This window comes from Cohnella sp. SGD-V74, from assembly GCF_003001675.1.
GTDB lineage: Bacteria > Bacillota > Bacilli > Paenibacillales > Paenibacillaceae > Cohnella.
The window spans coordinates 43243-67121 of the sequence record NZ_PVYW01000028.1; the positions used below are offsets into that span (position 1 = coordinate 43243).

Below are 23879 nucleotides of genomic sequence, written 5' to 3' on the forward strand. Positions count from 1 at the left end.
CAATTCAGCCGCACATAGTCCATTCTGGTGAAAGTTCTCCCCCGGTATACTTGAGTTGTTCCCACACTGAATCGATTATTTCTTTCCATGAAGTACGACCAATTAAGCGGGGGGTTCAACGAAATGAAGAAAATCAATAAGGTTTTATCTCTGGGACTGGCTCTGTCTTTGACGGCCGCAGCCTTGTCGGCTTGCGGTTCGAACTCCGGCAACAAAGAGGCGGAAAGCACCGCCGGCGGTTCGGCCGAAGGCAAGACGAAGCTGCGGATCTACGCGCAGTATTCGGACGAGGACACGAAGGGCTACTACGATTACGCCGTCGCCGAATTGGCGAAGGAGATGCCTAACGTCGAGCTGGAGCTCGAGATTCAGGCTCAAGACGACGGGCAGAAGCTGAAGACGTACGCGGCTACGGGCAACTTGCCGGACATCTTCAACACGGGACTCGACTTGATCAACGTATTCAGGGAATCGAACAATATTTTGCAGCTGGACGAATACGTCGACAAGTTCGGTTTCAAGGACAAGATGCTGCCGAGCGCCTTGAACACGCTCTATACGGAAGACGAGCACGTATACGCATTCCCGTACGCGGGCAACGAAGTCATTCTTCTGTACTACAACAAAGAATTGTTCGAACAAAACGGCGTGAAAGTGCCGACGACGCTCGAAGAGATGCATGCTGCGATCGACGCGTTCAAGGCGAAAGGCATTACGCCGCTGTCCATCTTCGCCAAGGAGAAGTGGCCGGACGTCGCCTTCTACGACATCTTCGCGACGCGCTACAATCCGGCCGGCATCAGCGCGCTGGACAAAGGCCAAGCCAAGCCGTCGGACCCGGGATACAAGCAAGCCGCGCAAGACATCGTCGATCTCGTCAAAGCCGGACTGCTGCCTAAGGGCGCTACGAACCTGAACTACGACCAGGCCGCGGCGCTGTTCCACGAAGGCAAGGCCGCGATGTTCGTCAACGGCCAGTGGGAGATCGAAGCTTCCACGAAAGCGCTCGGAGACAAAGTCGGTTACATGTACTATCCGGCTCCGGACGCCGCTTCCTACGAAGCGAACAAAATGGCGTTCAGCGGCGGCGGCAACCCGGGTGGATACGCGGTATCGGCCAACACGAAGCACAAGGAGCTCGCTGCCGAAGTGGCCAGCTTCATGGCGCTCAAATACGCCGAGTTCAAGGTGACGAAGAAAGGCAGTCCGATCGTATCGACGAAAGTCGAGAAGGCGGTCGAGAAAGCTTACGATCCGCTCATGGAGCGGCTGGCCCAAGACCTGCCGAACATTACGAGCACGACCGCGTTCGCTTGGGGGTTGTCGAACACCAAATTCAAAGCCGCGATCGAGGATGCTTCCCAAGCGCTGCTTAGCGGTTCCTACACGGCGGACCAATTCATCGCCGATCTGGAGAACGGCATGAAATAAGGAAGACCGCGTACACGATAAATCGCAAAATAAAGCCATTTATACGCCCACGGTATAAGTGGCTTTATTTTGCGGACATGCAAGGAGCGAGAGAACATGAACAAGTTTCTGGGAAACAAGACGGCGATTCTGTTGTTTACGTTGCCGACGATATTGCTGTTTAGCGTGATCGTCATGTGGCCGACGCTGCAAGTGTTCTATCGCAGCCTGTACGACTGGAACGGTCTTACGGAAGGCACGTTCATTGGATTGGACAACTACAAGCGGCTGTTCGAAGACCGCTTGTTCTATACATCGCTGAAGAACGGGATCATTTTCGCCGCCGTCATTGCGGTGCTGCAGATCGGCATCGGCACAGTGCTGGCGCTGACGATCTCCAATAAGATGGTGCGCGGCAGGAAGTTTCTGCGGATCAGCTACTTCATCCCGGTCGTGCTGTCCGTTACGGTCGTCTGTCAGCTCTGGCTGGCGATGTACAACGGGGAATACGGATTGATCAACAAAGTGTTCGAGGCGCTGGGCATTTCGTATCGCCAGGACTGGCTGTCCAACGGCGATACGGCGATCTACGCCGTCGCCGTCGTGAACGCCTGGCAGAACATGGGCTATCACTTCGCGCTGCTGCTCGCCGCGGCGAACTCGATTCCCGAGCAGTATCTCGAGGCCGCGAAGATCGACGGCGCCGAGAAATGGAAAGCCCACTGGAAAGTGACGATTCCGCTCATGTCCGAGACGTACAAGTTCTGCCTCGTGCTGGCGATCACCGGCGGTCTTAACGCCTTCGCCAACATGCAGATCATGACGGGCGGCGGACCGGGCACAGACACCTACACGCTAACGTACATGATGTATCGTTCCGCGTTCCGCGTCGGCGAATACGGCTACGGCACGACGGCCGCCGCGTTCCTGATTATCGAATGCCTGATCGTGACGTTCGCGATTAACCGCCTCGTCGCGCGCGAACGGATCGTGTACTAGACCAAGCCGTACAGAAAGGAGGCTGCCCCATGCTCTCGAAGTTGCGCAAAAGCAATCCGCTGTTTCAAATTTTCCTGTGGGGATACGCGATCGTTTCCGTTTATCCTCTTATATGGATGGTTTTCTATTCGCTTAAGGACAATAACGAGATTTTCGTGACGAATCCGTTCGGGTTCCCGACGCAGCTCCGTTTCGAAAACTACGTTTCGGCGATATCCGAATTCAACGTGCCGCAGTATTTCCTGAACAGCGTGCTCGTAACGGTCGTGACGATCGTCGGCACGATCAGCCTCGCCGTCATGTTCGCCTACTCGGCGGCAAGATTGCGCTGGAAGGGAAAGACATTCGCGCAGATGTACGTCGTCATCGGGATGTTCGTGCCGGTTCAGGTGGTTATGATTCCGCTGGCCATTCTCGTTCGCGATTTTAATCTGACGAACACCTACGCGTCGCTGATCATTCCGTATATCGCGTTTAACCTCTCATTCTCGACGATGGTGTTTTTCGGATTTTTCCGGACGATACCGAACGAATTGGAGGAGTCCGCCTGTCTGGACGGGGCGAATATTTATCAGACGTTCTTCAAAATCATGCTGCCGCTCGTGAAGCCTTCAATCGCCACGATGGTCATCTTCGTCTTCCTGGCTGCGTGGAACGAATATCCGATCGCGCTTATGCTGATCTCGGACGAAGCGCTGAAGACGCTGCCGCTCGGCTTACAGTTTTTCCAGGGGCAATTCACGACCGATTGGGGCGCGATGGGCGCCGCGATGACGATTGCCTCGCTGCCGACGGTGCTGATCTACATTTTGTTCAGCGAACAGGTCGAGAAGGCGATGACGGTCGGTTCCGCTGTAAAAGGATAGTCGAACTCTCTAACGGAGCATTCCCGGACGCGCGCGTCTAACGGGGGTGCTCCGTTTTGTCGATCGTTCGGATCGGTTCGACAGGAGCGCGCCGCTTTGATTTTTTCCTCCGGCTGTACGACAATAGGGGGGATGAAGACTAAGGAGGGGATGCGAGCTATGAAAGCTTTGATCGTGATCGATTATACGGTTGACTTCGTCGTCGGGAAGCTGCCGGTCGGAGAGCCGGGAATCGCCATCGAGGATAGAGTGTGCGAGATCGCGCGGCGTTTTGCGGAGCAGGGAGATTGGGTTGTCATGGCGGTCGACTTGCACGAGGAAGGGGACGCGTTCCATCCGGAAACGAAGCTGTTCCCTCCTCACAACATTCGGGGCACGGACGGCCGGAAGCTGTACGGCAAGCTGGATGAATGGTACGCGGAGGCCGGGGACAGCGTCTACTGGATGGACAAAACGAGATACAGCGCCTTCTGCGGAACCGATCTGGAGCTGAAGCTGCGCGAACGGGACGTCCGGGAGGTTCATCTCGTCGGCGTCTGCACCGACATCTGCGTGCTGCACACCGCCGTGGACGCCTACAATAAGGGCTTCCGTACGGTCGTACACGCCGACGCGGTCGCCAGCTTTAACCCACAAGGCCACGAATGGGCGCTCGGTCACTTCGAAGGCGTGCTGGGCGCCGAGGTCGTCCGGGATTATCGGTAACCGCGAGAGAAAAGGGGAACTGCCGCCATGAGCGAAGCGAACTTGACGCTTCATACGGATAAATATCAGATCAACATGATGTACGCGCATTGGAAGCGCGGAACGAACAACGAACGGGCCGTATTCGAAGCGTATTTCCGCAAGCTGCCGTTCGGCAACGGCTACGCGGTGTTCGCCGGGCTGGAGCGTCTGGTCGACTACGTGCGCAAGCTGTCGTTCGGCGAGGAAGAGATTCGCTACTTGCGGACGCAGGAGGAGCGCTATGACGAGGCTTTCCTCGACGAGCTGCGCGGCTTCAAGTTCGGGGGCAGCATTTATGCGGTACCGGAGGGGACTCCCGTATTTCCGAACGTGCCTCTCGTGCGCGTGGAAGCGAGAGTGTTCGAGGCTCAGCTGATCGAGACGGCGCTGCTCAACTTCGTCAACTACCAGACGCTGCTCGCGACGAAGGCTTCGAGAATTAAGCAGGTCGCTCCCGAAGAGCTGCTGCTCGAATTCGGCACGAGGCGCGCGCAGGAAGCGGATGCCGCGATCTGGGGGGCGAGAGCCGCCTATATCGCCGGCTTCCATGCGACGTCGAACCTGCTCGCCGGCATGAAGTTCGGCATTCCGACCGCGGGCACGCACGCGCATGCCTGGGTTCAAGGCCATGACAGCGAAGAGGCGGCGTTCCGCGAGTACGCCGAGGCGCTTCCCGACCATGTCACGTTGCTGGTCGATACGTACGATACGCTGAAGAGCGGCGTTCCGAACGCGATCCGCATCGCGCGCGAACTGGAGCGGCAGGGCAAGCGGCTGAAGGGGATCCGCCTGGACAGCGGCGACTTGGCCTACTTGTCCAAACGCGCCCGGGCGATGCTGGACGAAGCGGGCTTCGCCGACGCGAAGATCGTCGCTTCCAACGATCTGGACGAGAACCTGATCGCCGAATTGAAAGCCCAGGGCGCGAAGATCGACAGCTGGGGAGTGGGGACCCAACTCATTACCGCGTTCGATCAGCCCGCGCTCGGCGGCGTCTACAAGCTGGTGGCCAGGGAGAAAGCGGGAGAACTGGAACCGGTCATCAAAATCTCGGGAAATCCCGAGAAAATCTCCAATCCCGGCGTGAAGGAAGCTTATCGCATCGTGAACGCGGACAACGGCATGGCGGAAGCCGATTACGTGACGCTGCCCGGGGACGCCGACATTGCCGAAGGCAGGCCGCTTACGCTGTTCGATCCGCTCCACCCCCACCGGTTCAAGCGGGTCGACCGTTACCGGGCGATTCCGCTGTTGCAGGCCGTGTTCGCGGAGGGAGAGCCGGTCTATCGCCTGCCTGCGCTGGACGACATTCGCGACGAGCACGCCAAGCAGCTTGCGCTGTTCTGGCCGGAGCATCTGCGCAAGCTGAATCCGGAGCCGTATCGCGTCAACTACAGTCCTGCCGTGCTCAAGCTCAAGGCCGAGCTGATCCGCAAGCATCTTTCGGAATAAACGGGAATATCCCTTTCGGAATGCAATGGGCATCCCTTTAATTGGTTCAGCATGATATAGACCAACAAAGTTGCGATAGACGGAGCCGGAATGATAGACTACATGGAAAGCTGCGGCTAAGTCTATCACGAAAGCAGGAAGTCCAATGAGCAAAATCAAGATAGTTACGGATTCGACCGTCGATCTGTCGGACGAGGAATTACGCCAGCACGAGATCGAGGTCGTTCCGCTATCGATCAGCATCGGGAGCGACACTTATTTGGACCGGGTGGACATTACGCCGACCGAGTTTATCGAGAAAATGCAGGCGTCCCCCGAGCTTCCGAAGAGCTCCCAGCCGCCGGCGGGAGTTTTCCTGGAAGCCTACGACCGCCTTGGCAGCGACGGGAGCGACATTCTGTCGATCCATATGACGGGGGGGATGAGCGGGACGGTGCGTTCGGCCGAGATGGGCGCGGGAATGTCGGAGGCGAGCGTCACCGTGGTCGATTCCCGCTATATTTCGAAAGCGCTTAGCTTTCAAGTCGTCGAAGCCGCGGAGATGGCCAAAGCCGGCAAGAGCGTAAGCGAGATCGTCGAGCGGCTGGATCGGATTCGCAAGAACACGCGGCTGTTCGTCGTCGTCGATACGCTCGACAACCTGGTCAAGGGCGGCCGCATCGGCAAGGGCAAAGCGTGGATCGGCTCGCTGCTGAAGATCAAGATCATCGCCAGCCTGGACGGAGGCGAATATACGCCGGTCGCCAAAGTGCGGAGCAAGGCGCAGATCGTCGAGTACTTGGCGAAGCAGTTCGCCGAGGACGTCAAGGGCAAGGTCGTCCGGGGCGTCGGCCTCGTTCATGCCGCCGGACACGAGCTCGCGTCGAAGCTGAAAGAGACGATCGTCGAGCGGACGGGCTACGACAAGATCAGAATCGAGGATACGACGCCGATCATCAGCACGCACACGGGCGTCGGCGCGATCGGCTTCATGTATTATTGCGAATAGCTGTGTATGCGTTCTGCAGGCTAACACATTAGATAAATTACGCTGCAGTTCAACAAGTCTAAAGCACGTCACACGGTTCGCGCACTCTAAGCCGCCACGATCGGGCTGCAGCTCCGCGATCCGGGAATGGCGCGCTGTAAGCCGCCGAGGTCGGGCTGCAGCCCCGCGATCCGGGAATGGCGCGCTCTAAGCCGCCGAGGTCGGGCTGCAGCTCCGCAATCCGGGAATGGCTCGCTGTAAGCCGCCGAGGTCGGGTTGCAGCTCCGCGATCCGGGAATGGCGCGCTGTAAGCCGCCGAGGTCGGGCTGCAGCTCCGAAATCCGGGATTGGCTCGCTGTAAGCCGCCGAGGTCGGGTTGCAGCCCCGCAATCCGGGAATGGCGCGCTGTAAGCCGCCGAGGTCGGGCTGCAGCTCCGAAATCCGGGATTGACTCGCTGTAAGCCGCCACCGTCGGGTTGCAGCTCCGAAATCCGGGAATGGCTCGCTGTAAGCCGCCACCGTCGGGCTGCAGCCCCGCCATCCGGGAATGGCGCGCTGTAAGCCGCCGCGATCGGGCTGCAGCTCCGCGATCCGGGATTGACTCGCTGTAAGCCGCCACCGTCGGGTTGCAGCTCCGAAATCCGGGAATGGCTCGCTGTAAGCCGCCACCGTCGGGCTGCAGCCCCGCAATCCGGGATTGGCTCGCTGTAAGCCGCCGCGATCGGGCTGCAGCTCCGCAATCCGGGAATGGCTCGCTGTAAGCCGCCGAGGTCGGGCTGCAGCTCCGCTCTGGGAATGGCTCGCTGTAAGCCGCCGAGGTCGGGCTGCAGCTCCGCCATCGCATCGTGCGTGTGCTCTATGGTTTTCGTTCGCCAATTCTAATGCGTTAGCCCTGACTCGTTCCGCATTAACTGTTGCAATCCCCTGCCTCCCGGGCTATAATTCCAAGTGATTGGTAGCTTGCGGCAATTGAATAGACTCTAAATCTTAAGGTGCCCGCTGCGTTGTTGCCAGATAAGTTGAACTCAAGATACGTCGAAGAGATGACCCAATGAAATGGTTTTGCCGCGAGTTTTGGCTTTGAGTTGCTGTCCTATGCAGATCTTATCGATCCAAGCAACTCAAACAACCTCTCTGAAGTCGGCAAAACCATCCCTTTCGGAATGCAATGGGCTTCCTCTTCAACGGTTCAACTTGGATGGCAGACGCAACGGGTTAAAAGGGAAGCCGGTGCAAGTCCGGCACGGTCCCGCCACTGTGAAATAGGGACGGCCTCACATGCCACTGTCCGAACGGACGGGAAGGCGAGGCGCGTCGCGAACCTATAAGTCAGGAGACCTGCCTTAAGATGCAGCAGACGAAATCCTTCGCGGATAAGGATACGGCTCACTCGGGAATGCTTCACGTTCTATTGCGTATCGGTTTCCCTGTTTGCTGACCCTCTCTCCGGTTCCAACTCGCAGAGAGGGTTTTTCGTGTCAGTCGTTCAATCGGTCAAGCTCCTCTTAATAGAAACCGAGGAGAGATGGATTGTGATGGAGAACAAACACAGACGGATATGGAGTAAAATGGGATTGTGGCTGGCCGCCGCCCTGATGGCGCTTAGCCTTGCCGCGTGCGGCAGCAATGAGGACAAGGCAAGCCCTTCGCCATCCGCTTCGGAATCGGCCTCGCCGAGCGTTTCCGCCTCGCAGGAACCGTCGCCTTCCGCTTCCGCGACAAGCTCCGAAGAAGCGGCGGCTCCGTCCGAGACGGTCTATCCGCTGACGCTGAAGGACAGCACGGGTACGGACGTCGTGTTCGAGCAAGCGCCCGAGAGAATCGTTACTCTCGCTCCGTCCGAGACGGAAGTGATGTTCGCGATCGGAGCCGGCTCGAAGGTCGTCGCGGTCGACAATTACAGCGATTACCCGGAAGAGGCGCAGTCGATCGAGAAGGTCGGCGACATGAATACGAACCTGGAAGCTTTGCTGGCCGCGAAACCTGACGTTGTGTTGGCGCACAGCGGCATGCAGGCGAGCGTGATCGAAGAGCTGCGCAAGCTGAACGTGAAAGTGTTCGCTTCCGATCCGAAGACGCTGGAGCAAGTCATGGAGAAGATCGAGACGATCGGACAAATCGTGAACGCGCAGGGAGGCGCGGCCCAAGTGACCGCCACGATGCAGGAAGAGCTGAAGCGGGTAACGGACGCGCTGCAAGGCGTCGCTCCGAAGAAGGTGTACATGGAGTTCTCTCCCGGCTGGACGGTAGGCAGCGGCGAGTATATGGACGAAGTGCTGACGCTTGCCGGCGGCGACAACGTGTCGAAGGAGAAGAGCGGCTGGTTCGAAGTCGATCCGGAAGCGGTTATTCAATCGAATCCGGAAGTCATTATCTACTCGCATAACACGAACTTCGATCTCGGCATCCCGCAGGCGATCAAGGAGCGTCCGGGCTTCGAGGCCATCGATGCGGTGAAGAACGACCGGTTGTTCGCGGTGGACGACAATTCGATCAGCCGCGTCGGACCGCGTTTGACGAAAGTGCTGTACGAAATGGCGAAAGCGATCCATCCCGACAAGGTGAAATAGGATGCGCGGAAAATTGACGATCTATATGGGAGGAGCCTCTGCGCTCCTCCTTTGTTCGATTATATTGAGCCTCTCCCTCGGCGGCGCGAACGTGCCGATCGGCAAAGTGTGGAGCATTCTGATCCATCACATTCCGTACGCGAGCGAGCTGCTGGGTGTTGGCCCCGTCTCGGAAGGCGCGGCCGATCCGGACGAGACGATCATCATGAAGGTGCGTCTGTCCCGGGTTGTGTTGGCGGTGCTCGTCGGCGCTGCTCTCGCGCTCGCGGGAGCCGGCTTCCAGGGCGTGCTGCGCAACCCGCTGGCCGACCCGTACACGCTTGGCGTGGCGACGGGCTCGTCGGTCGGGGCGGCGTTCCTCATTTTGTTCGGTTTGCAGCTGTGGATCGGCCAATGGACGATTCCCGCGGTCTCGTTCCTGACCGGACTATGCACGCTGTTTATCGTGCTGCGTCTGGCTTACCATCGGGGCAGGATGGAGCTGGAGACGCTGATTTTGTCCGGGGTCGTCGTTCAGGCCTTCTTCGGCTCGATGGTGTCGTTCATGGTGTCGCTCTCCAAGAGCGTCGTGAACGAGATCGTCTTCTGGATGATGGGCAGCTTGTCGATGCGCGGCTGGAATCATTCCTTGCTTATTCTTCCTTATGTCGTGCTTGGCGCCGTCGTGTTGATCGCGCTGAGCCGGCAGCTTAATCTGTTCGCGCTCGGGGAGCGGCAGGCGATGCATCTGGGCGTCAACGTGCAGCGGACGAAGCTGATCGTGCTCGTCGTCTCCACGTTGATGACGGCGGCGGCCGTATCGGTGTCCGGCGTCATCGGTTTCGTCGGCCTGGTCGTGCCCCATCTCGTACGGCTCGTCGTCGGGCCGGACAACCGGATCGTTGTGCCGTTGTCGGCGGTCATGGGCGGCGTGTACGTGCTCATGTCGGATACGATCGCCCGCATGGCGCTTAGTCCGAAGGAAATTCCGCTCGGCGTCGTGACGGCGTTTATCGGGGCTCCGTTTTTCGCCTATTTGCTGTGGAAGAGAAAAACGAAAGGCGGGGAGGCGAGAGGATGATCGAAGCGAATGCGCTCGACTATCGGATCGGCGAGGCGGACATCTTGCGCGGGGTGGACGTCCGGGTAGACACGGGAGAGTTCTTCGGCATTATCGGCCCGAACGGAAGCGGCAAGTCGACGCTGCTGAAGCTGCTGTCCGGGATCGAGCGGGCGCAGAGCGGAGACGTCTCGCTCGGAGGCCGGGAACTGGGCGGTTACGCCCGCAAGGAGTTGGCCCGGCTGCTGGCCGTCCTGCAGCAGGACGCGCTTCCTCCGCTTGGCTATACCGTGCGGGAGGTCGTCGAGATGGGACGGTACCCGTATCAGAGCTGGCTGGGCGGGGAGAAGGAAGATCCGGAGGAACTGATCGGCAAGGTGATGGAGAAGCTCGACTTGACGCGGCTGTCCGACCGGCCGGTGAGCGAGCTGAGCGGCGGCGAGAGGCAGAGGGCCGCATTGGCGAAGACGCTCGTTCAGGAGCCGAACGTGCTGATGCTCGACGAGCCGACGACGTTCCTCGATATCGGCTTCCAGCTGCAGATGATGGATTATATTCGCGACTGGCAGCGGGACAACGGGCTGACCGTCGTCGCGGTGCTGCACGATCTGAACTTGGCCGCGCAATATTGCGACAGGCTGCTCGTGCTTCACGGCGGCCGGGTGGCCGCGGTAGGCAAGCCCGAGGAAGTGCTCGTTCCCGAGCTGGTGAACGAAGTGTACGGGACGGAGCCGATCGTGCTCCGACACCCGGACAGCGGCGTGCCGCAAATTTTGTTGAGAGGAAGGTAGACGGATGACGACGAACATTCCGAACGAAATCCAGGAGATTGCGGAACGCATCCGCCCGCTCGATGACGAAGCGATCCGGGCGGCGCAAGCGCGGTTGGACAGCCTGACCAAGCCGCCGGGCAGTCTGGGCAAGCTGGAGGCGGCGGCGCGGCAGGCGGCCGGCGTCACGGGAGAGGCGATGCCGGATCTGTCGCGCAAGGCGGTTATCGTGATGGCGGGCGACCATGGCGTATGCGAGGAAGGCGTCAGCGCTTTCCCGGCGGAGGTGACGCCGCAGATGGTGCTGAATTTCCTGAGCGGAGGCGCGGCGGTTAACGTGCTCGCGCGCCAAGCCGGAGCGGACGTCGTCTGCGTGGACATCGGCGTTAACGCCGATCTGTCGCATCCCCGGCTCGTCTCGCGCAAAATTCGTCCGGGTACGGCGAACATCGCCCGCGGTCCGGCGATGACCCGGGACGAGGCGGTCGCGGCAATTAAGGTCGGATACGACGTCGTCGCGGAGTTGGCCGAAGCCGGCACGCGCGTGTTCGCGACCGGGGAGATGGGCATCGGCAACACGACGCCGAGTGCGGCCATCCTGATCGCGCTCGGAGGGTTGACGCCCGAGCAGGCGGTCGGCCGCGGCACCGGCCTTGACGACGACAGGCTGCTGCACAAGCGGCGCGTCGTCGAGCGGGCGCTGGAGGTGAACGCCGCCGATCCGAATGACCCGCTGGACGTGCTCGCCAGGCTGGGCGGCCTCGAGATCGCCGGCCTCGTCGGCGTCATTTTCGGCGCGGCGGCCCATCGCTCGCTCGTCGTGATCGACGGCTTCATCTCGTCGGCCGCCGCCTTGATCGCCAGCCGTCTCGTTCCGGCCTGCGCGCCTTATATGCTGGCCTCGCACCTCTCGCTGGAGCAGGGTCACAAGAGCATGCTGGAGACGATCGGGCTGTCGCCGATGATCCATATGGACATGAGGCTGGGCGAAGGCACCGGCGCGGTGCTCGCCTTTCATTTCCTGGACGCTGCTGCCCGCATCATGCGCGAGATGGCGACGTTCGAGAGCGCGGGAGTGTCGCAAGGATGACGCAGGAGAAGAACGCTGCGGCGGGAAGCAAGGGTAAGCGGGACAAAGCCATTTCCCGGGTGCTGATGGTGCAGGGCACGGCGTCGGACGTGGGCAAGAGCGTGCTCGCCGCCGCCCTGTGCCGGATATTCGCGCAGGACGGATGGACGGTCGCGCCGTTCAAGTCGCAGAACATGAGCTTGAACAGCTACGTAACGCCGGACGGCAAGGAGATCGGCCGGGCGCAGGGTATGCAGGCCGACGCCTGCGGCATCGCGGCCACGACGGACATGAACCCGATTCTGCTCAAGCCTTCGTCCGACCGGACGTCGCAGGTCGTCGTCCACGGCAAGCCTTATAAGACGATGGATGCGTTCAGCTATCGCAGCGAGTATTTGACCGAAGCGGGGCAGATTGTCCGCACGGCGCTGGAGCGGCTGCGCGCGAAATACGAGATCGTCGTCCTGGAGGGAGCGGGCAGCCCGGCGGAGATCAACCTGAAGGACCGGGATATCGTCAACATGCGGATGGCCGCCTGGGCGGACGCTCCGGTTCTGCTCGCGGCGGACATCGACCGAGGCGGCGTCTTCGCATCCATCGTCGGCACGCTGGAGCTGCTGGAACCGGAAGAACGGGACAGGGTCAAAGGCTTCGTCATCAACAAATTCAGAGGCGACGTCGAGCTGCTCAAGCCGGGGCTCGAATGGTTGGAACGGCGCACCGGCAAGCCGGTCGTCGGCGTTATCCCGTACCTTCCCGATCTGCGCCTGGAAACCGAGGATTCGCTCTCTTTCCGCCAGCCCGCGGGAGACGCCCAAGCGCGTCCAGATCGGCTGGACATCGTCGTCATTCGCCTGCCGCGCTGGTCGAACTTTACCGATATCGACCCGCTGCTCGCCGAGGAGGACGTCTCCGTCCGCTTCGCGGCGAGCAGGGAGGATTTCGGATTCCCTGACGCGGTCATCTTGCCGGGTAGCAAAAACACCGCGGAAGATTTGCTGTTTCTGCGGGAGACGGGGCTGGACCGTCTCATTCTCGATCATCGCTCCCGCGAAGGCTGGCTGACGGGCATCTGCGGAGGCTATCAGATGCTCGGAGAGCGGCTGAACGATCCGGAAGGCATCGAATCGGCGCATGCTTCGCTGCCGGGACTGGCGGTATTTCCGATGGAAACGACGTTCGGGCCGGACAAGAAAACCGAGCGCGTCACGGGGCAGGCGCAGGGCTGGAGCGAAGACGCGGACGCTGCCGCTCGGCAGACGGCGCATTACGACATCGAAGGCTACGAGATTCATATGGGCCGGACCTTCTTCACGGAGCCGGTCTCCCATCCGCTGCTGCTGGCTTCCGCCGAAAGCCGGGCTGCGTCTCCTTATTCGGAAGGAGCCCGCTCGCAAGACGGCAGGGCATGGGGGACGTACGTACACGGCATTTTGCATAACGACGGCTTCAGGCGCGATTGGCTGAACGCGATTCGCCGATCGAAGGGCTGGCCGCCGATCGCCGGCGAGCTGAACTACAACCGGCTGCGGGAAGCCGAGTTCGACCGGCTGGCCGGTCACGTTCGGCGGCATCTGGACATTCGCAAGCTGTACGAGATGATGAATGAAGGCATGGAGGGTTCTCGATGAAGACGACCGAAGGCGTATTGGAGCCGTACGGACACGGGGGAGACTTGTGGACCGCCTCGGCCAGGTTTGGGGTCGGGGCCGAAGAGTGGCTCGACTACAGCGCCAACATCAATCCGCTCGGCCCGCCGCCGCAAGTGCTGGAAGCGCTGCGGGACGGGCTGGCCGCGATCGTCAACTATCCCGATCCGGGCCACCGGGAGCTGAAGAAGCGGCTGTCCGCGAAGCTGGGCGTTGCCGAGGACGAGCTGCTGATCGGCAACGGAGCCGCCGAGTGCATCGCGCTGGCGCTGTCCGGGCTGGACGTTCGCTCGGTCGGAGTCGTCGCTCCGTGCTTCTCGGAATACGCCCAGCTTGCCGAAGCTTACGGAGCGGAGGTTCGGACGGTCGTCGGACGAGAGGAGAACGGATACCGGGCCGAGCCGTCCGAGTTGAAGTCCCTGCTTGAACAGGTCGACTTGCTGTTCCTCGGGCATCCGAACAACCCGACGGGACTGACGTATTCCTTGGAGCGGCTGCGAGAGATCGCCGATCTGGCTGCCGAGCGTTCGGCATACGTCGTCGTGGACGAAGCGTTCATCGACTTCATCGCCCCGGAGCAACGCACGACGCTGCTGCCGGAGCTGCGGAGCCATCCGCACGTGCTGCTGATGCATTCGATGACGAAGTTTTACGCCATTCCCGGCCTTCGGCTCGGCTATGCGATCGCCGCTCCCGAGCTGATCCGCAAAATGGCGCGCAAGCAGGTGACGTGGAGCGTCAACGGGCTGGCGCTGCTGGCCGGACAAGCTTGCCTGGAGCCGGAAACCGCGGCATACGAGCGGAGGACGAGAGAGCTGATCGCTTCCGAGCGGGCGTATTTGCGAACGGAGCTCGGCTCCCGGCTCGGCTGGCGGACGTGGCCCGGTGAAGCGAACTTCCTGCTGGTCGAGCTGTCCGCCCACTGGACGGCGGAACGGCTGCAGGAAGCGCTTGGGCCGAGAGGCGTGCTTGTGAGAAGCTGCGCCAAGTACGACGGACTGACCGAACGGCATATCCGCATCGCGGTGCGCGGCCGCGCGGACAACGAGCGGCTGCTCGCGGCACTGGAGCAAGCGGACAGGGAGGAGACGCCGCGATGAATCTCGTCATGGTCAGCGGAGGCGTCCGCTCCGGCAAGAGCGCTTATGCCGAACGGCTCGTTCGGGAGCGCGCCGTCGTGCCCTCCAACGTTCTGTACGTCGCCACCGGCCTCCGCTGCGACGGAGAGATGGACGAGCGCATCGACAAGCATCGGGCCCGGCGGCCGGCCGAATGGGATACGCTGGAATCCGCGCTCGAGCTGTCCGCGGCGGCCTATGAAGGCTACGACATCGTGCTCGTCGACACGCTGTCCGCATGGATCGCCAACCGACTGATGGAAGTGCCCGAAGAGAAGCTCAGGGAGCCCTCGACGACGGACCGTATTTTGGGCCGAATCGACGAATATATCGACGCGCTGGCCGCGTCCCGGCTGCGCGAAGCGATTGTCGTCACCGACGAGGTCGGCTGGGGAGGCGTGGCGATGTCGCCGCTGGGACGCTGGTTCCAGGACGTCGTCGGAGAAGCGAACCAGCGGCTCGCTTCCTGCGCGGACGAGGCGTTCGTCGTCGTAAGCGGGCTGCCGTGGAGGTTGAAAGGATGAACGCATTTTGGCAGGCGGTCGGATTTCTGACGCGATTCCCCGTTCCGAAGCGGGCGCAGACGCTCGAAGGCTGGAACGGCAGCCCGAAATATTACCCGCTCGTCGGCTTGCTGCTCGGCTTGTCCATATGGCTCGTCGGCAGCTTCTCCGCCTGGCTGTTCGGACACGCTTCGCTGCCGATTGTCGCGGTCGTCGCCGTCGCCTTCTGGATTTACGCGACCGGAGCGCTGCACCTGGACGGCTGGATGGATCTTGCCGACGGGCTGGGCAGCCAGCGCGGACGCGAGCGGGCGCTGGAAATCATGAAAGACAGCCGCGTCGGCGCGATGGGCGTCGTGGCGGCGATCGTGCTGATTCTGCTCAAGGTCGCCGCCGTGCAGCAGTTGGCCGCTGCGGGAGCGCTGGCCGCGCTCGCGGCCGTTCCGGCGATGGCGAGAGCGGCGCTGCTCGCGGCGATCCGCTTTTTTCCTTATATTCAACAACAGGGACTCGGCAGCGGCTTGCGCGGCGGCGTCACACCCGCCGTCCTGCTCGTCAACGGGCTGCTTGCGCTCGCAGCTTCCTTCGGAATCGCGGGCTGGCAGGGCGCGATCGCCTTCGCGGCTGTGCTGCTGGCGGGCTGGTTGTTCGGACTATACATCGTACGCAGGCTGGGCGGGTTCACGGGAGACGTCTACGGCGCGCTGATCGAAGGCGCGGAGACGCTCGCGCTGCTCGTTCTGCTGGTTTTAATGGACGGGAGGCTCTTATGATACTATGACACAACCATTTCGCGGAGGCGCCGATTCGTATTCGTCGCTCTTGTGGCCGGAACTGCGGATCGGCTTTCGGCAAGATCATCTATCGGTGGAATGCGGACGCGTCTATCAAACGCTGAGCAACGCTCCCTACCGGGGAGGACCCGGCAGCGGCGAGCGGTTCGTCAATTGGAAGGTGCCGCTGAGTTACGATTGCACCGATCCGTCGGCGATGATGCGCGAGGCGCTGCTCGGCTGGGGCTACGATCCCGAATCGGCGGTCGGCCTGCAGACGGCGGCGCATCTGACGCATGCGTCCTTCTTCGAGGAAGCCGGGGACGAATGCCGGCTGCTCGTCTGCGCGTCCGCCGGAACGGGCAACGCTGCGAGGGCGGGCATGGCGCGAGAGACGTTCTCCGCTTACGAGCCGGGGACGGTGAACCTCATCGTCATGGTCGACGGGCAAATGACGGAGAGCGCGATGGTCAACGCGGTCATCAGCGCGACGGAAGCGAAGAGCGCCGCCTTCGCCGATCTGGACATCCGCGATCACAGCCACGGCTGCCCGGCGACGGGAACGTCGACGGATGCGGTGCTCGTCGCCGTCAGCCAGTCGGACCGCTGCCGGCACGTTCATCGCTACGCGGGAGCCGCGACGACGATCGGCAACGCGATCGGACGGCTCGTCTACGCCGCTGTGCACGAAGCGGTGCGCACTCAGGGAGAGCCGTAAAGATGAGCATCGACATCGCAATCGTCGCAAGCGCCTTCCTCATCGATCTGGCGATCGGAGATCCGCGGGCGCTGCCGCATCCCGTCGTCGGCATGGGGCGTCTCATCTCCAAGCTGGAACAGCCGCTCCGCAGAGCCGCCGCCGGCCCGCTGCTGCGGCGGCTTGCCCGTCCGCTGGGCGGCGCTTCCGACGAAGACAAGGCGCTCAAGCTCGCCGGAATCGCCTACCCGGTCGTCCTCGTCGGAGGCTCCATCCTGCTCGGCTGGACGATTCTTTTCCTGCTCGGACTGCTCCATCCTTGGCTCGCTTACGGCGCGGCGGCCTGGATGATCTCGACGACGATTGCGGCGAAGGGACTGGGAGACGCGGGTATGGACATTTACCGGCTGCTTAAGAAAGACAAGCTGCCGGAAGCCCGCTATGCGCTGTCGATGATCGTCGGAAGGGATACCGACAAGCTCGGAGAGAGCGAGATTACGCGCGGCGCGGTAGAGACGGTGGCGGAAAACATCGTGGACGCGATTGTGTCTCCGCTATTCTACGCGTTCATCGGCGGAGCGCCTCTCGCGCTTGCCTACAGGGCCGCGAATACGCTCGATTCGATGGTCGGCTACAAGAACGAGAGATACAAGGACCTGGGCTGGGCGTCCGCCAGGTTCGACGATCTGGCCAACTGGATTCCGGCTCGGCTGTCGGCGCTTGCCATCGCGGTCGCCGCGGCTCTGCTGCGGCTGAGAGCCGGCCGGGTGCTCGGCACGGTCCGCCGTTACGCCCGTCTCCATCCGAGCCCGAACAGCGGCTTTCCGGAATCGGCCGTCGCCGGGGCGCTCGGCGTGCAGCTCGGCGGATTGAACTATTACAAAGGCGTCGCGTCCGACCGCGCCAGAATGGGAGAGCCGCTGCGTCCGCTCGCAGCAGAGCATATCCGTCTGGCTGTCCGAATCATGTACGTCTCCTCAACTTTGTTCGCCGTCGCAGCCGCCGCACTGGCATTCGCTGTCGTTCGTACATAATGTTCCAGGCAAGAGCCCATACTGAGAACGAGTAAATTCTTGGAAATGGGCTGATGCACATGTGTAACCGGTACTCGTTGACGGCGGAGCTTAACGATTTGACGGAAAATTTTCGCATCGACAGAGTTCACGTGCCGTACCTGATGCGGTACAATATCGCACCGACGCAGCAAATTCCGATCATCCAGCAGATCGGAGAGGAACGCTGTCTCAACCAGCAGCGCTGGGGCTTAATGCCTTACTGGGGCAAAAATTCGATCAACGCGAACGTCGACACCTTGTCCGACAGACGGTACTTGCGCAACATGCTGACGAAGAAGCGGTGCGTCGTGCCGTGCAGCGGGTTTTACATCTGGAAGATCGAAGGGAAGACGAAGAGCGCGTGGCGCGTCGTGCACCGGACGAAGCCGACGTTCGCCATGCCGGGCATCTACGACGTCTGGCTCGATTCCGAGCGGAACGAATATCCGATGTGCACGGTCATTACGCGCGGCAACGCGTTCGGGACGAATCATCCGCTGCCGGTCGTGCTGGACGAGGAGTCGATCGAGCTGTGGCTGAATCCGAAGGAGACGAGAACGGAAGTGCTTCAGACGACGCTGCGCTCGCTCGAGGACGCCGACTTCAGAATCTATCCGGTCACTCCGTACGTCGAGAACTTGGCCTGGGAGACGCCCGACTGCATCGAGGAAGTGCATCCTTCCATGGCGCTCACCAAAGTGTAAGCCGGTCTTCCGCCGGAGCGGATCTGCATAATCGACTGGACGCAGAGGCATTCTTAAGGGGAAGTTCGATTACCCTAAGGAGATGATTCCGCTGTCCGACGTCAAATTAGCCGTGATCTACTATAGCTCTACCGGAACGAACTATCAGCTGTCGCAGTGGGCCGAGGAAGGCGCGAAGCAGGCGGGCGCAGAGACGAAGCTGCTGAAGGTGCCCGAGCTCGCTCCGGAGGCCGCGATCAACGCGAATCCGGGCTGGAAAGCCCATGTGGAAGCGACCAAGGACGTTCCAACCGTCACGAACGCCGATCTGGAATGGGCGGACGCCTATATTTTCTCCGTGCCGACCCGCTTCGGGAACATGGCTTCCCAGATGAAGCAGTTTTTCGATACGCTCGGCGGGCTGTGGTTCAACGGGAAGCTGGCCAACAAAGTCGTCAGCGCCATGTCCAGCGCGACCAACTATCACGGCGGCCAGGAAGCGACGATTCTGTCGCTGTACACGTCGATCTACCATTGGGGCGGCATCGTCGCCGCGCCGGGATATACCGATCCCGTCATTTTCGCGGCTGGAGGCAATCCGTACGGCACGAGCGTCACGGTCGACCAATCCGGCAAAATGATCGAGGACGTGCGCCCGGCGGCGATCCATCAAGGCAAGCGAACCGCGACGGTGGCGGGTTGGGTGAAGCAGGGTTTGCAAGGTTAGCGCTAGCGCGATAAGCGATATCGGGTAAGGGACTCTCACGATCATCTGCGGATGGTTGCGGGGAGCCCCTTGTTCGCGTTTCGGGATAAATTTGGAAAAGAGGGGGGAACCTATTCCGAAGGGGTTGGAAAGCATGCTCAAATGGATTATCGCCCACATTCCGAGTTGGTATTTATTCCTGCAGGCGGCGGCGGTGGGCTTGGTACCGTACGGGGTGTCCCGAATCGGCGCCAAATTGAACGCCATGGCCATGTTCAGCCAGCCGAACGGCAAACCCCGTCCCCCCGAAGAAGAAGCAGGCGATCCGCTGACGGGGAACTTCGACGACGATTTGGCCGTTTTCGAGCAGTGGATCGAAAACTATGCCGACGTCGGCATCCGGAATTTCGAATTGGGCGTCGACTCCGGAATCAAGGCGGCCGTTATTTACGCCGAAGGCTTGTCGGACCGCACGGTCATCGACCGGCAGGTGCTGCAGGCGCTGATGAACGCCGACTTCGAAGCCTCGCCCGACGTTCCGCTTGCCGAGCGGGTGCTGCGCCGGCTGCCGGTGCTCAAGACGATGGAGTGCGGCAATGTCCGGCAAGCGATGGGCCAGGTACTGATCGGCTGGGCCGCCTTGATCGTCGACGGGGTTCAGGGGGCGTTCATGCTCGGAGTGTTCAAGGGCGTGCCGAGGCAGATGGACGAGCCGGAATCGGAAGGGTTGATTCGCGGAGCAAGGGTCGGGTTTAACGAGAATCTGCACGACAATACGGCCATTTTGCGCCGATTCGGCGAAAATCAAAGCTTGTTCATTCTGAAAATGAAGGTCGGAAGACGTGCGAAGAGAAACGTTGCGATCGCCTATATCGAGGATGTCGCCGATCCGGCCATCGTCGAGGAGGTCAAAAAGAGACTCAGCCGCATCGACCTCGACAGCGTGCCGGAATCCGGCTATATCGAGCAGATGATCGAGGACAGCTCCTTGAGCCCGTTTCCTCAAATTCAAAGCACGGAACGGCCGGACCGCGTATTCGGCGCACTGATGGAGGGGCGGGTTGCCGTTTTGCTGGCCGGGACCCCGTTCGCGCTCATCGTTCCAGCGACTCTCTCTATGTTTTTGCAGTCTCCCGAGGATTATTTCGAACGTTGGCTGCCCGGAACGATGTTCAGGCTGCTGCGCTTTTTTGCCCTGATGGTGTCGTTGCTGGCGCCTTCCCTGTACATTTCGTTCATCTCGTTCCATCCCGGGCTGATTCCGACGAAGCTGACGATGTCCATCATCGGGTCGCGCGTGAACGTTCCGTTCACAGCGCTCGTCGAAGCGTTGATCCTGGAAGTGTCCATCGAGCTGCTGAGGGAGGCCGGACTCCGGTTGCCCAAGCCGATCGGACCCGCAATGGGCATCGTCGGCGGTCTCGTCATCGGTGAAGCGGCCGTACAGGCGGGCATCGTCAGTCCGATTCTCGTCATCGTTATCGCCGTGACCGCGATCTCTTCGTTTGCCATCCCGCATTACAATATCGGGCTAAGCTTCAGGATGCTCCGTTTCGTCTCGATGTTCTGCGCGGGCGTGTTCGGATTGTTCGGCGTCATTATGTTTTTTCTGGCGCTCTGCATCCATCTGGTCAATCTGCGGAGCTTCGGCGTCCCGTATGCAGGGCCGCTCGTCTCCTATCAATTTGAGGACTGGAAGGACTTTCTGGTGCGGGCGCCGCTGGCGGCCATGAAGCGCCGTCCCCAAATGCTGAAGCCGAAACAGCCGATCCGTAAAGGATGACAGGGAGGAACGAGTCGTGAACACCGGTTCCAACAATCAGATTTCCACGCAGCAGGCGATCGTCATTCTGATCAACTACATCCTTGCGGCCGGCATTCTGACGCTGCCTCGCACGAGCGCGGAGCAGGTCGGCACCCCCGACGTATGGCTCGCGGTGCTGATCGGAGGGGGGATTGCGATTGCGGCGGGAAGCGTGATGGCGAGGCTTAGCGCGCGATATCCGGGGCAGACCTTCTTTCAGTATTCGTCCGTCATCGCCGGCAGATGGATCGGGGGAATCGTCTCCCTTGCGATGATCGTCTACTTCATTTCGATCTCGGCGTTCGAGGTCAGGACGATGGCGGAGGTCACCTGCTTCTTTTTGCTGGAGGGTACGCCCAACTGGGCGATCGTGATCGCCTTCATGTGGGTCGGCATCTACTTGGTCTCGGGCGGAATCGATCCGATCGCCCGCCTGTTCGAGATCATTCTTCCGATCACGATTATTATTTTCGCGATCGTCACGCTGCTCAGCATGCGGATCTTCGATTTCGAGCGGCTGCGTCCGGTACTCGGTCTCGGCTTCTCCCCCGTTCTGAAAGGGGTCAAAACGACGACGCTCGCTTTCCTGGGGCCGGAAATCATGCTGATCATTACGGCTTTCATGAAGCGGCCGCCCGCGGCGATCAAGGTCGTTGTCGGCGGGGTGTCGATCGCAGCCGCTTTCTATCTGGCTACCGTCATTCTCGTGATCGGCGGCTTGTCCTTGGACGGCGCAAGGGCCAGCACTTGGCCGACTATCGATCTGATCCGCAGCTTTGAATTGAAAGGACTGCTGCTGGAGAGGTTCGATTCGCTGCTGCTCACGATCTGGATCATGCAGATTTTCTCGACGTTCACGATTACGCTGTACGCGGCGGCCAAAGGGGCCTCCGATCTGTTCAAGCGCGAATTCAAACCGTTTGCCTACTGTTTTCTGCCGATTATTTTTCTGTGCGCCATGTTGCCCAAAAATATTAACGAAACCTTTCAGCTAGGGGATACGATCGGTGATATCGCGCTTTATTTGTTCGGAGTCGTGCCGCTGCTGTTTCTCGTCCTGTCGCTCTTGAGGAGGAGGAAGAAGGGATGAACCTGTGGCGGCGCGTCGCATCGCTGGTGCTGGGGCTGACTGCGGGGTTGATGCTGGCGGGATGCTGGAGCAGCAAGGAGATCGACCAACTGAGCGTGCTGATCGGAGTGGCGCTTGACCGGAACGAATCGAAGAACGCCGCCTCCGAAGGCCGCCTTGAGGTCACGATTCAGACGCTGACGACCGGGGCAAGCTCGCTGAATTCTCAAGGCCAGGGGCAGACGACCAGCAAACCGTACATCAACATGATCGCCACCGGCAACTCCGTCTACGAGGCGATTCGCGAGATGTCGCTGCGCACGGACAAGCCGCCGATCGGACACCACTTGAAGGCGATCGTCGTCTCCGCAGATCTGGCCAAGCACAACAGCTTGGAAAATTTGCTGGACTTCTTCATGAGAGACAATGATATTCGGCCCGGCTCGCTCGTCTTCGTCAGCAGCGGCCAAGCCAACCGCGTGTTCGAGCTTAAGCGCAGTGAGGAAATCCCTTCCTTTCACATGGCGGGAATTACCGAGAATCGTTACCGCACTTCGAAAATTTTGCCCCCGACCACGCTCGGCAAGATCAAAGGGGAGATTAAGGGGGGCTCCAGCATGCTGCTGCCCAATATTATCGTCCGGGACGGCAAGCTCAAGCTTTCGGGAGCCGGCGTCATCCGGGGCAAGACGAAAAAGCTCGTCGGCCTGTTAAGCGAGGAGGAGGTGCTCGGAGTCGTCTGGGCGACCGGGTCGGGCAAGGGCGGAGTGATGTCGGCCGTCGATCCGGCGACCAAGCGGCCGCTCGTATACGAGGTCAATTCGATGCACAGCACGATCCGTTCGTTCGTCTCCGGCGATCGCGTTTCTTTTAACGTCAGCATTCGTTCGATCGGAAGGATGATGGAAAACTGGTCGAAACCGGAAGAGTCCTCGAACCAACAGTTTCTGGATGATCAGACGAAGCTGTTCGAGCGTAAAATCCTCGATCTGGTCGAGCAGACGATCGAGAAGGTTCAACGGCAGTACAAGACGGACGTGCTCGGCTTTGGAGACAGGCTGCGGATCGAGCATCCGCGCGCGTGGGAACGCCTCAAGGCGAATTGGGACGAGCGGTTCGCGGAGGCGGACATCAGAACCGACGTCAAAATCCGCATCGAGGACTACGGCCTGGTCGTCGAATAGAAGAGAGGGATTTGCCGCTACTGCATTGTCGAGATCTGTTGTATAATGTTTGCTATCTATCAACTTGGTTGCGGAGGTAGCGCATTGGCTCAGCTGTATTTCAAATACGGGACGATGAACAGCGGCAAATCGTTCGAAATTATTAAAGTCGCGCACAATTACGAGGAACAAGGCAAGCCGGTGTTGATATTTACGCCCGTCATCGATACGCGCAACGGCGCGGACCAAGTCGGCACGAGGGCGGGCTTCACGCGCCCGGCCATTCCCGTCGACGAGAACACCAACCTGTACGACGCCGTCAGAGATCAGCTCGACGAATCGGGCCGCTATTATTGCGTGCTCGTGGACGAAGCTCAGTGGCTGAAGAAGCGCCATATTCTCGAACTTACCCGAATCGTCGACGAGCTGGACGTACCGGTGATGGCGTTCGGGCTGAAGAACGATTTTCAGAACGAGCTGTTCGAGGGCAGCTACAATTTGCTCGTATACGCGGACAAGATCGAGGAGATCAAGACGATCTGTTGGTACTGCGACCGCAAGGCGACGATGGTCATTCGCTTCAAGGACGGAGTGCCGGTCAACGAGGGCGAGCAGATCCAGGTCGGCGGCAATGAGGACTACAAGCCGGTATGCCGGCGGTGCTATAACGAAGCTTTTAAGCGGAAATGAACTAAGAGCCGTCGGCGAGGGGCAATTGGATGCTCCCTTGCAGGCGGCTCTTCGACGTTTAGGGGAATCCCCTGACGGGGCGGCGGCGCAAAGCGGTGAAA

22 protein-coding genes and 1 riboswitch are annotated in these 23879 nt (G+C 60.5%); all 22 genes read left to right on the top strand.

Going from position 1 to position 23879, the window contains the following annotated elements; all coding sequences use genetic code 11:
- The first annotated feature begins 123 nt into the window (after positions 1–123).
- The 22 genes from B0G52_RS31300 (at position 124) to B0G52_RS31410 (ending at position 23778) form a co-directional block, all read left to right on the top strand.
- On the top strand, positions 124–1431 hold the full coding sequence (locus B0G52_RS31300; protein ID WP_198960766.1) for an ABC transporter substrate-binding protein: 1308 nt from the start codon (positions 124–126) through the stop codon (positions 1429–1431).
- A 96-nt stretch (positions 1432–1527) separates the two neighbouring features.
- Positions 1528–2409: a carbohydrate ABC transporter permease gene (locus B0G52_RS31305; RefSeq protein ID WP_094050366.1), complete on the top strand. Its 882-nt coding sequence runs from the start codon at positions 1528–1530 to the stop codon at positions 2407–2409.
- A 29-nt stretch (positions 2410–2438) separates the two neighbouring features.
- Positions 2439–3275 carry a carbohydrate ABC transporter permease gene (locus B0G52_RS31310; protein WP_094050367.1) on the top strand — a complete coding sequence of 279 codons (837 nt, stop codon included), beginning with the start codon at positions 2439–2441 and terminating at the stop codon, positions 3273–3275.
- Positions 3276–3434: 159 nt separating this feature from the next.
- Entirely contained in the window at positions 3435–3980 is a 546-nt protein-coding gene (locus tag B0G52_RS31315; RefSeq protein ID WP_094050368.1) for a cysteine hydrolase family protein, read from the top strand.
- 27 nt (positions 3981–4007) lie between these two features.
- Positions 4008–5453, top strand: coding sequence for a nicotinate phosphoribosyltransferase (locus B0G52_RS31320; protein WP_094050369.1), 1446 nt, complete (start codon positions 4008–4010; stop codon positions 5451–5453).
- A gap of 145 nt (positions 5454–5598) precedes the next feature.
- Complete coding sequence (locus B0G52_RS31325) at positions 5599–6441, top strand: DegV family protein (protein WP_094050370.1); 843 nt, start codon at positions 5599–5601, stop codon at positions 6439–6441.
- A gap of 1146 nt (positions 6442–7587) precedes the next feature.
- Positions 7588–7780: riboswitch (cobalamin riboswitch) on the top strand.
- Positions 7781–7955: 175 nt separating this feature from the next.
- Positions 7956–8990 (top strand): ABC transporter substrate-binding protein, encoded by a 1035-nt coding sequence (locus tag B0G52_RS31335; RefSeq protein WP_094050372.1) that lies wholly within the window; start codon positions 7956–7958, stop codon positions 8988–8990.
- Position 8991: 1 nt separating this feature from the next.
- Positions 8992–10050: a FecCD family ABC transporter permease gene (locus B0G52_RS31340; protein WP_094050373.1), complete on the top strand. Its 1059-nt coding sequence runs from the start codon at positions 8992–8994 to the stop codon at positions 10048–10050.
- Positions 10047–10820 carry a heme ABC transporter ATP-binding protein gene (locus tag B0G52_RS31345; RefSeq protein WP_094050374.1) on the top strand — a complete coding sequence of 258 codons (774 nt, stop codon included), beginning with the start codon at positions 10047–10049 and terminating at the stop codon, positions 10818–10820. The genes B0G52_RS31340 and B0G52_RS31345 overlap by 4 nt, the downstream gene beginning before the upstream one ends.
- A gap of 4 nt (positions 10821–10824) precedes the next feature.
- Positions 10825–11889 carry a nicotinate-nucleotide--dimethylbenzimidazole phosphoribosyltransferase gene (cobT, locus tag B0G52_RS31350; RefSeq protein ID WP_094050375.1) on the top strand — a complete coding sequence of 355 codons (1065 nt, stop codon included), beginning with the start codon at positions 10825–10827 and terminating at the stop codon, positions 11887–11889.
- Positions 11886–13499 carry a cobyric acid synthase gene (locus B0G52_RS31355; protein WP_094050376.1) on the top strand — a complete coding sequence of 538 codons (1614 nt, stop codon included), beginning with the start codon at positions 11886–11888 and terminating at the stop codon, positions 13497–13499. The genes cobT and B0G52_RS31355 overlap by 4 nt, the downstream gene beginning before the upstream one ends.
- The gene (gene cobD / locus B0G52_RS31360; protein WP_094050377.1) at positions 13496–14617 is read left to right on the top strand and encodes a threonine-phosphate decarboxylase CobD; all 1122 of its coding nucleotides are present in this window, start codon (positions 13496–13498) and stop codon (positions 14615–14617) included. The genes B0G52_RS31355 and cobD overlap by 4 nt, the downstream gene beginning before the upstream one ends.
- Positions 14614–15159 carry a bifunctional adenosylcobinamide kinase/adenosylcobinamide-phosphate guanylyltransferase gene (locus B0G52_RS31365; RefSeq protein ID WP_094050378.1) on the top strand — a complete coding sequence of 182 codons (546 nt, stop codon included), beginning with the start codon at positions 14614–14616 and terminating at the stop codon, positions 15157–15159. The genes cobD and B0G52_RS31365 overlap by 4 nt, the downstream gene beginning before the upstream one ends.
- The gene (gene cobS / locus B0G52_RS31370) at positions 15156–15911 is read left to right on the top strand and encodes an adenosylcobinamide-GDP ribazoletransferase (protein WP_094050379.1); all 756 of its coding nucleotides are present in this window, start codon (positions 15156–15158) and stop codon (positions 15909–15911) included. The genes B0G52_RS31365 and cobS overlap by 4 nt, the downstream gene beginning before the upstream one ends.
- Before the next feature lie 4 nt (positions 15912–15915).
- Positions 15916–16629 (top strand): adenosylcobinamide amidohydrolase, encoded by a 714-nt coding sequence (locus B0G52_RS31375; RefSeq protein ID WP_094050380.1) that lies wholly within the window; start codon positions 15916–15918, stop codon positions 16627–16629.
- Between the two features lie 2 nt (positions 16630–16631).
- Entirely contained in the window at positions 16632–17642 is a 1011-nt protein-coding gene (gene cbiB / locus B0G52_RS31380; protein WP_094050381.1) for an adenosylcobinamide-phosphate synthase CbiB, read from the top strand.
- Positions 17643–17695: 53 nt separating this feature from the next.
- Positions 17696–18367 carry an SOS response-associated peptidase gene (locus B0G52_RS31385; protein WP_094050382.1) on the top strand — a complete coding sequence of 224 codons (672 nt, stop codon included), beginning with the start codon at positions 17696–17698 and terminating at the stop codon, positions 18365–18367.
- A 91-nt stretch (positions 18368–18458) separates the two neighbouring features.
- Positions 18459–19073 (top strand): NAD(P)H:quinone oxidoreductase, encoded by a 615-nt coding sequence (gene wrbA, locus B0G52_RS31390; RefSeq protein ID WP_094050435.1) that lies wholly within the window; start codon positions 18459–18461, stop codon positions 19071–19073.
- A 133-nt stretch (positions 19074–19206) separates the two neighbouring features.
- The gene (locus B0G52_RS31395) at positions 19207–20835 is read left to right on the top strand and encodes a spore germination protein (protein WP_094050383.1); all 1629 of its coding nucleotides are present in this window, start codon (positions 19207–19209) and stop codon (positions 20833–20835) included.
- 16 nt (positions 20836–20851) lie between these two features.
- Positions 20852–21946, top strand: coding sequence for a GerAB/ArcD/ProY family transporter (locus B0G52_RS31400; protein ID WP_094050384.1), 1095 nt, complete (start codon positions 20852–20854; stop codon positions 21944–21946).
- On the top strand, positions 21943–23109 hold the full coding sequence (locus B0G52_RS31405; RefSeq protein ID WP_094050385.1) for a Ger(x)C family spore germination protein: 1167 nt from the start codon (positions 21943–21945) through the stop codon (positions 23107–23109). Before B0G52_RS31400 ends, B0G52_RS31405 begins: the two co-directional genes overlap by 4 nt.
- Before the next feature lie 84 nt (positions 23110–23193).
- Positions 23194–23778 carry a thymidine kinase gene (locus B0G52_RS31410; protein WP_094050386.1) on the top strand — a complete coding sequence of 195 codons (585 nt, stop codon included), beginning with the start codon at positions 23194–23196 and terminating at the stop codon, positions 23776–23778.
- Positions 23779–23879: the final 101 nt, after the last annotated feature.

Bases quoted from the DNA above. Each gene is read 5' to 3' on its own strand.
- cobS (WP_094050379.1), top strand. From the start codon at position 15,156: ATGAACGCATTTTGGCAGGCGGTCGGATTTCTGACGCGATTCCCCGTT.
- B0G52_RS31305 (WP_094050366.1), top strand. From the start codon at position 1,528: ATGAACAAGTTTCTGGGAAACAAGACGGCGATTCTGTTGTTTACGTTG.
- B0G52_RS31395 (WP_094050383.1), top strand. From the start codon at position 19,207: ATGCTCAAATGGATTATCGCCCACATTCCGAGTTGGTATTTATTCCTG.
- B0G52_RS31340 (WP_094050373.1), top strand. From the start codon at position 8,992: ATGCGCGGAAAATTGACGATCTATATGGGAGGAGCCTCTGCGCTCCTC.
- B0G52_RS31375 (WP_094050380.1), top strand. From the start codon at position 15,916: ATGACACAACCATTTCGCGGAGGCGCCGATTCGTATTCGTCGCTCTTG.
- B0G52_RS31320 (WP_094050369.1), top strand. From the start codon at position 4,008: ATGAGCGAAGCGAACTTGACGCTTCATACGGATAAATATCAGATCAAC.
- B0G52_RS31300 (WP_198960766.1), top strand. From the start codon at position 124: ATGAAGAAAATCAATAAGGTTTTATCTCTGGGACTGGCTCTGTCTTTG.
- cobD (WP_094050377.1), top strand. From the start codon at position 13,496: ATGAAGACGACCGAAGGCGTATTGGAGCCGTACGGACACGGGGGAGAC.
- B0G52_RS31325 (WP_094050370.1), top strand. From the start codon at position 5,599: ATGAGCAAAATCAAGATAGTTACGGATTCGACCGTCGATCTGTCGGAC.
- B0G52_RS31335 (WP_094050372.1), top strand. From the start codon at position 7,956: ATGGAGAACAAACACAGACGGATATGGAGTAAAATGGGATTGTGGCTG.
- B0G52_RS31310 (WP_094050367.1), top strand. From the start codon at position 2,439: ATGCTCTCGAAGTTGCGCAAAAGCAATCCGCTGTTTCAAATTTTCCTG.
- B0G52_RS31345 (WP_094050374.1), top strand. From the start codon at position 10,047: ATGATCGAAGCGAATGCGCTCGACTATCGGATCGGCGAGGCGGACATC.
- B0G52_RS31355 (WP_094050376.1), top strand. From the start codon at position 11,886: ATGACGCAGGAGAAGAACGCTGCGGCGGGAAGCAAGGGTAAGCGGGAC.
- cbiB (WP_094050381.1), top strand. From the start codon at position 16,632: ATGAGCATCGACATCGCAATCGTCGCAAGCGCCTTCCTCATCGATCTG.
- B0G52_RS31405 (WP_094050385.1), top strand. From the start codon at position 21,943: ATGAACCTGTGGCGGCGCGTCGCATCGCTGGTGCTGGGGCTGACTGCG.
- B0G52_RS31385 (WP_094050382.1), top strand. From the start codon at position 17,696: ATGCACATGTGTAACCGGTACTCGTTGACGGCGGAGCTTAACGATTTG.
- cobT (WP_094050375.1), top strand. From the start codon at position 10,825: ATGACGACGAACATTCCGAACGAAATCCAGGAGATTGCGGAACGCATC.
- B0G52_RS31315 (WP_094050368.1), top strand. From the start codon at position 3,435: ATGAAAGCTTTGATCGTGATCGATTATACGGTTGACTTCGTCGTCGGG.
- B0G52_RS31365 (WP_094050378.1), top strand. From the start codon at position 14,614: ATGAATCTCGTCATGGTCAGCGGAGGCGTCCGCTCCGGCAAGAGCGCT.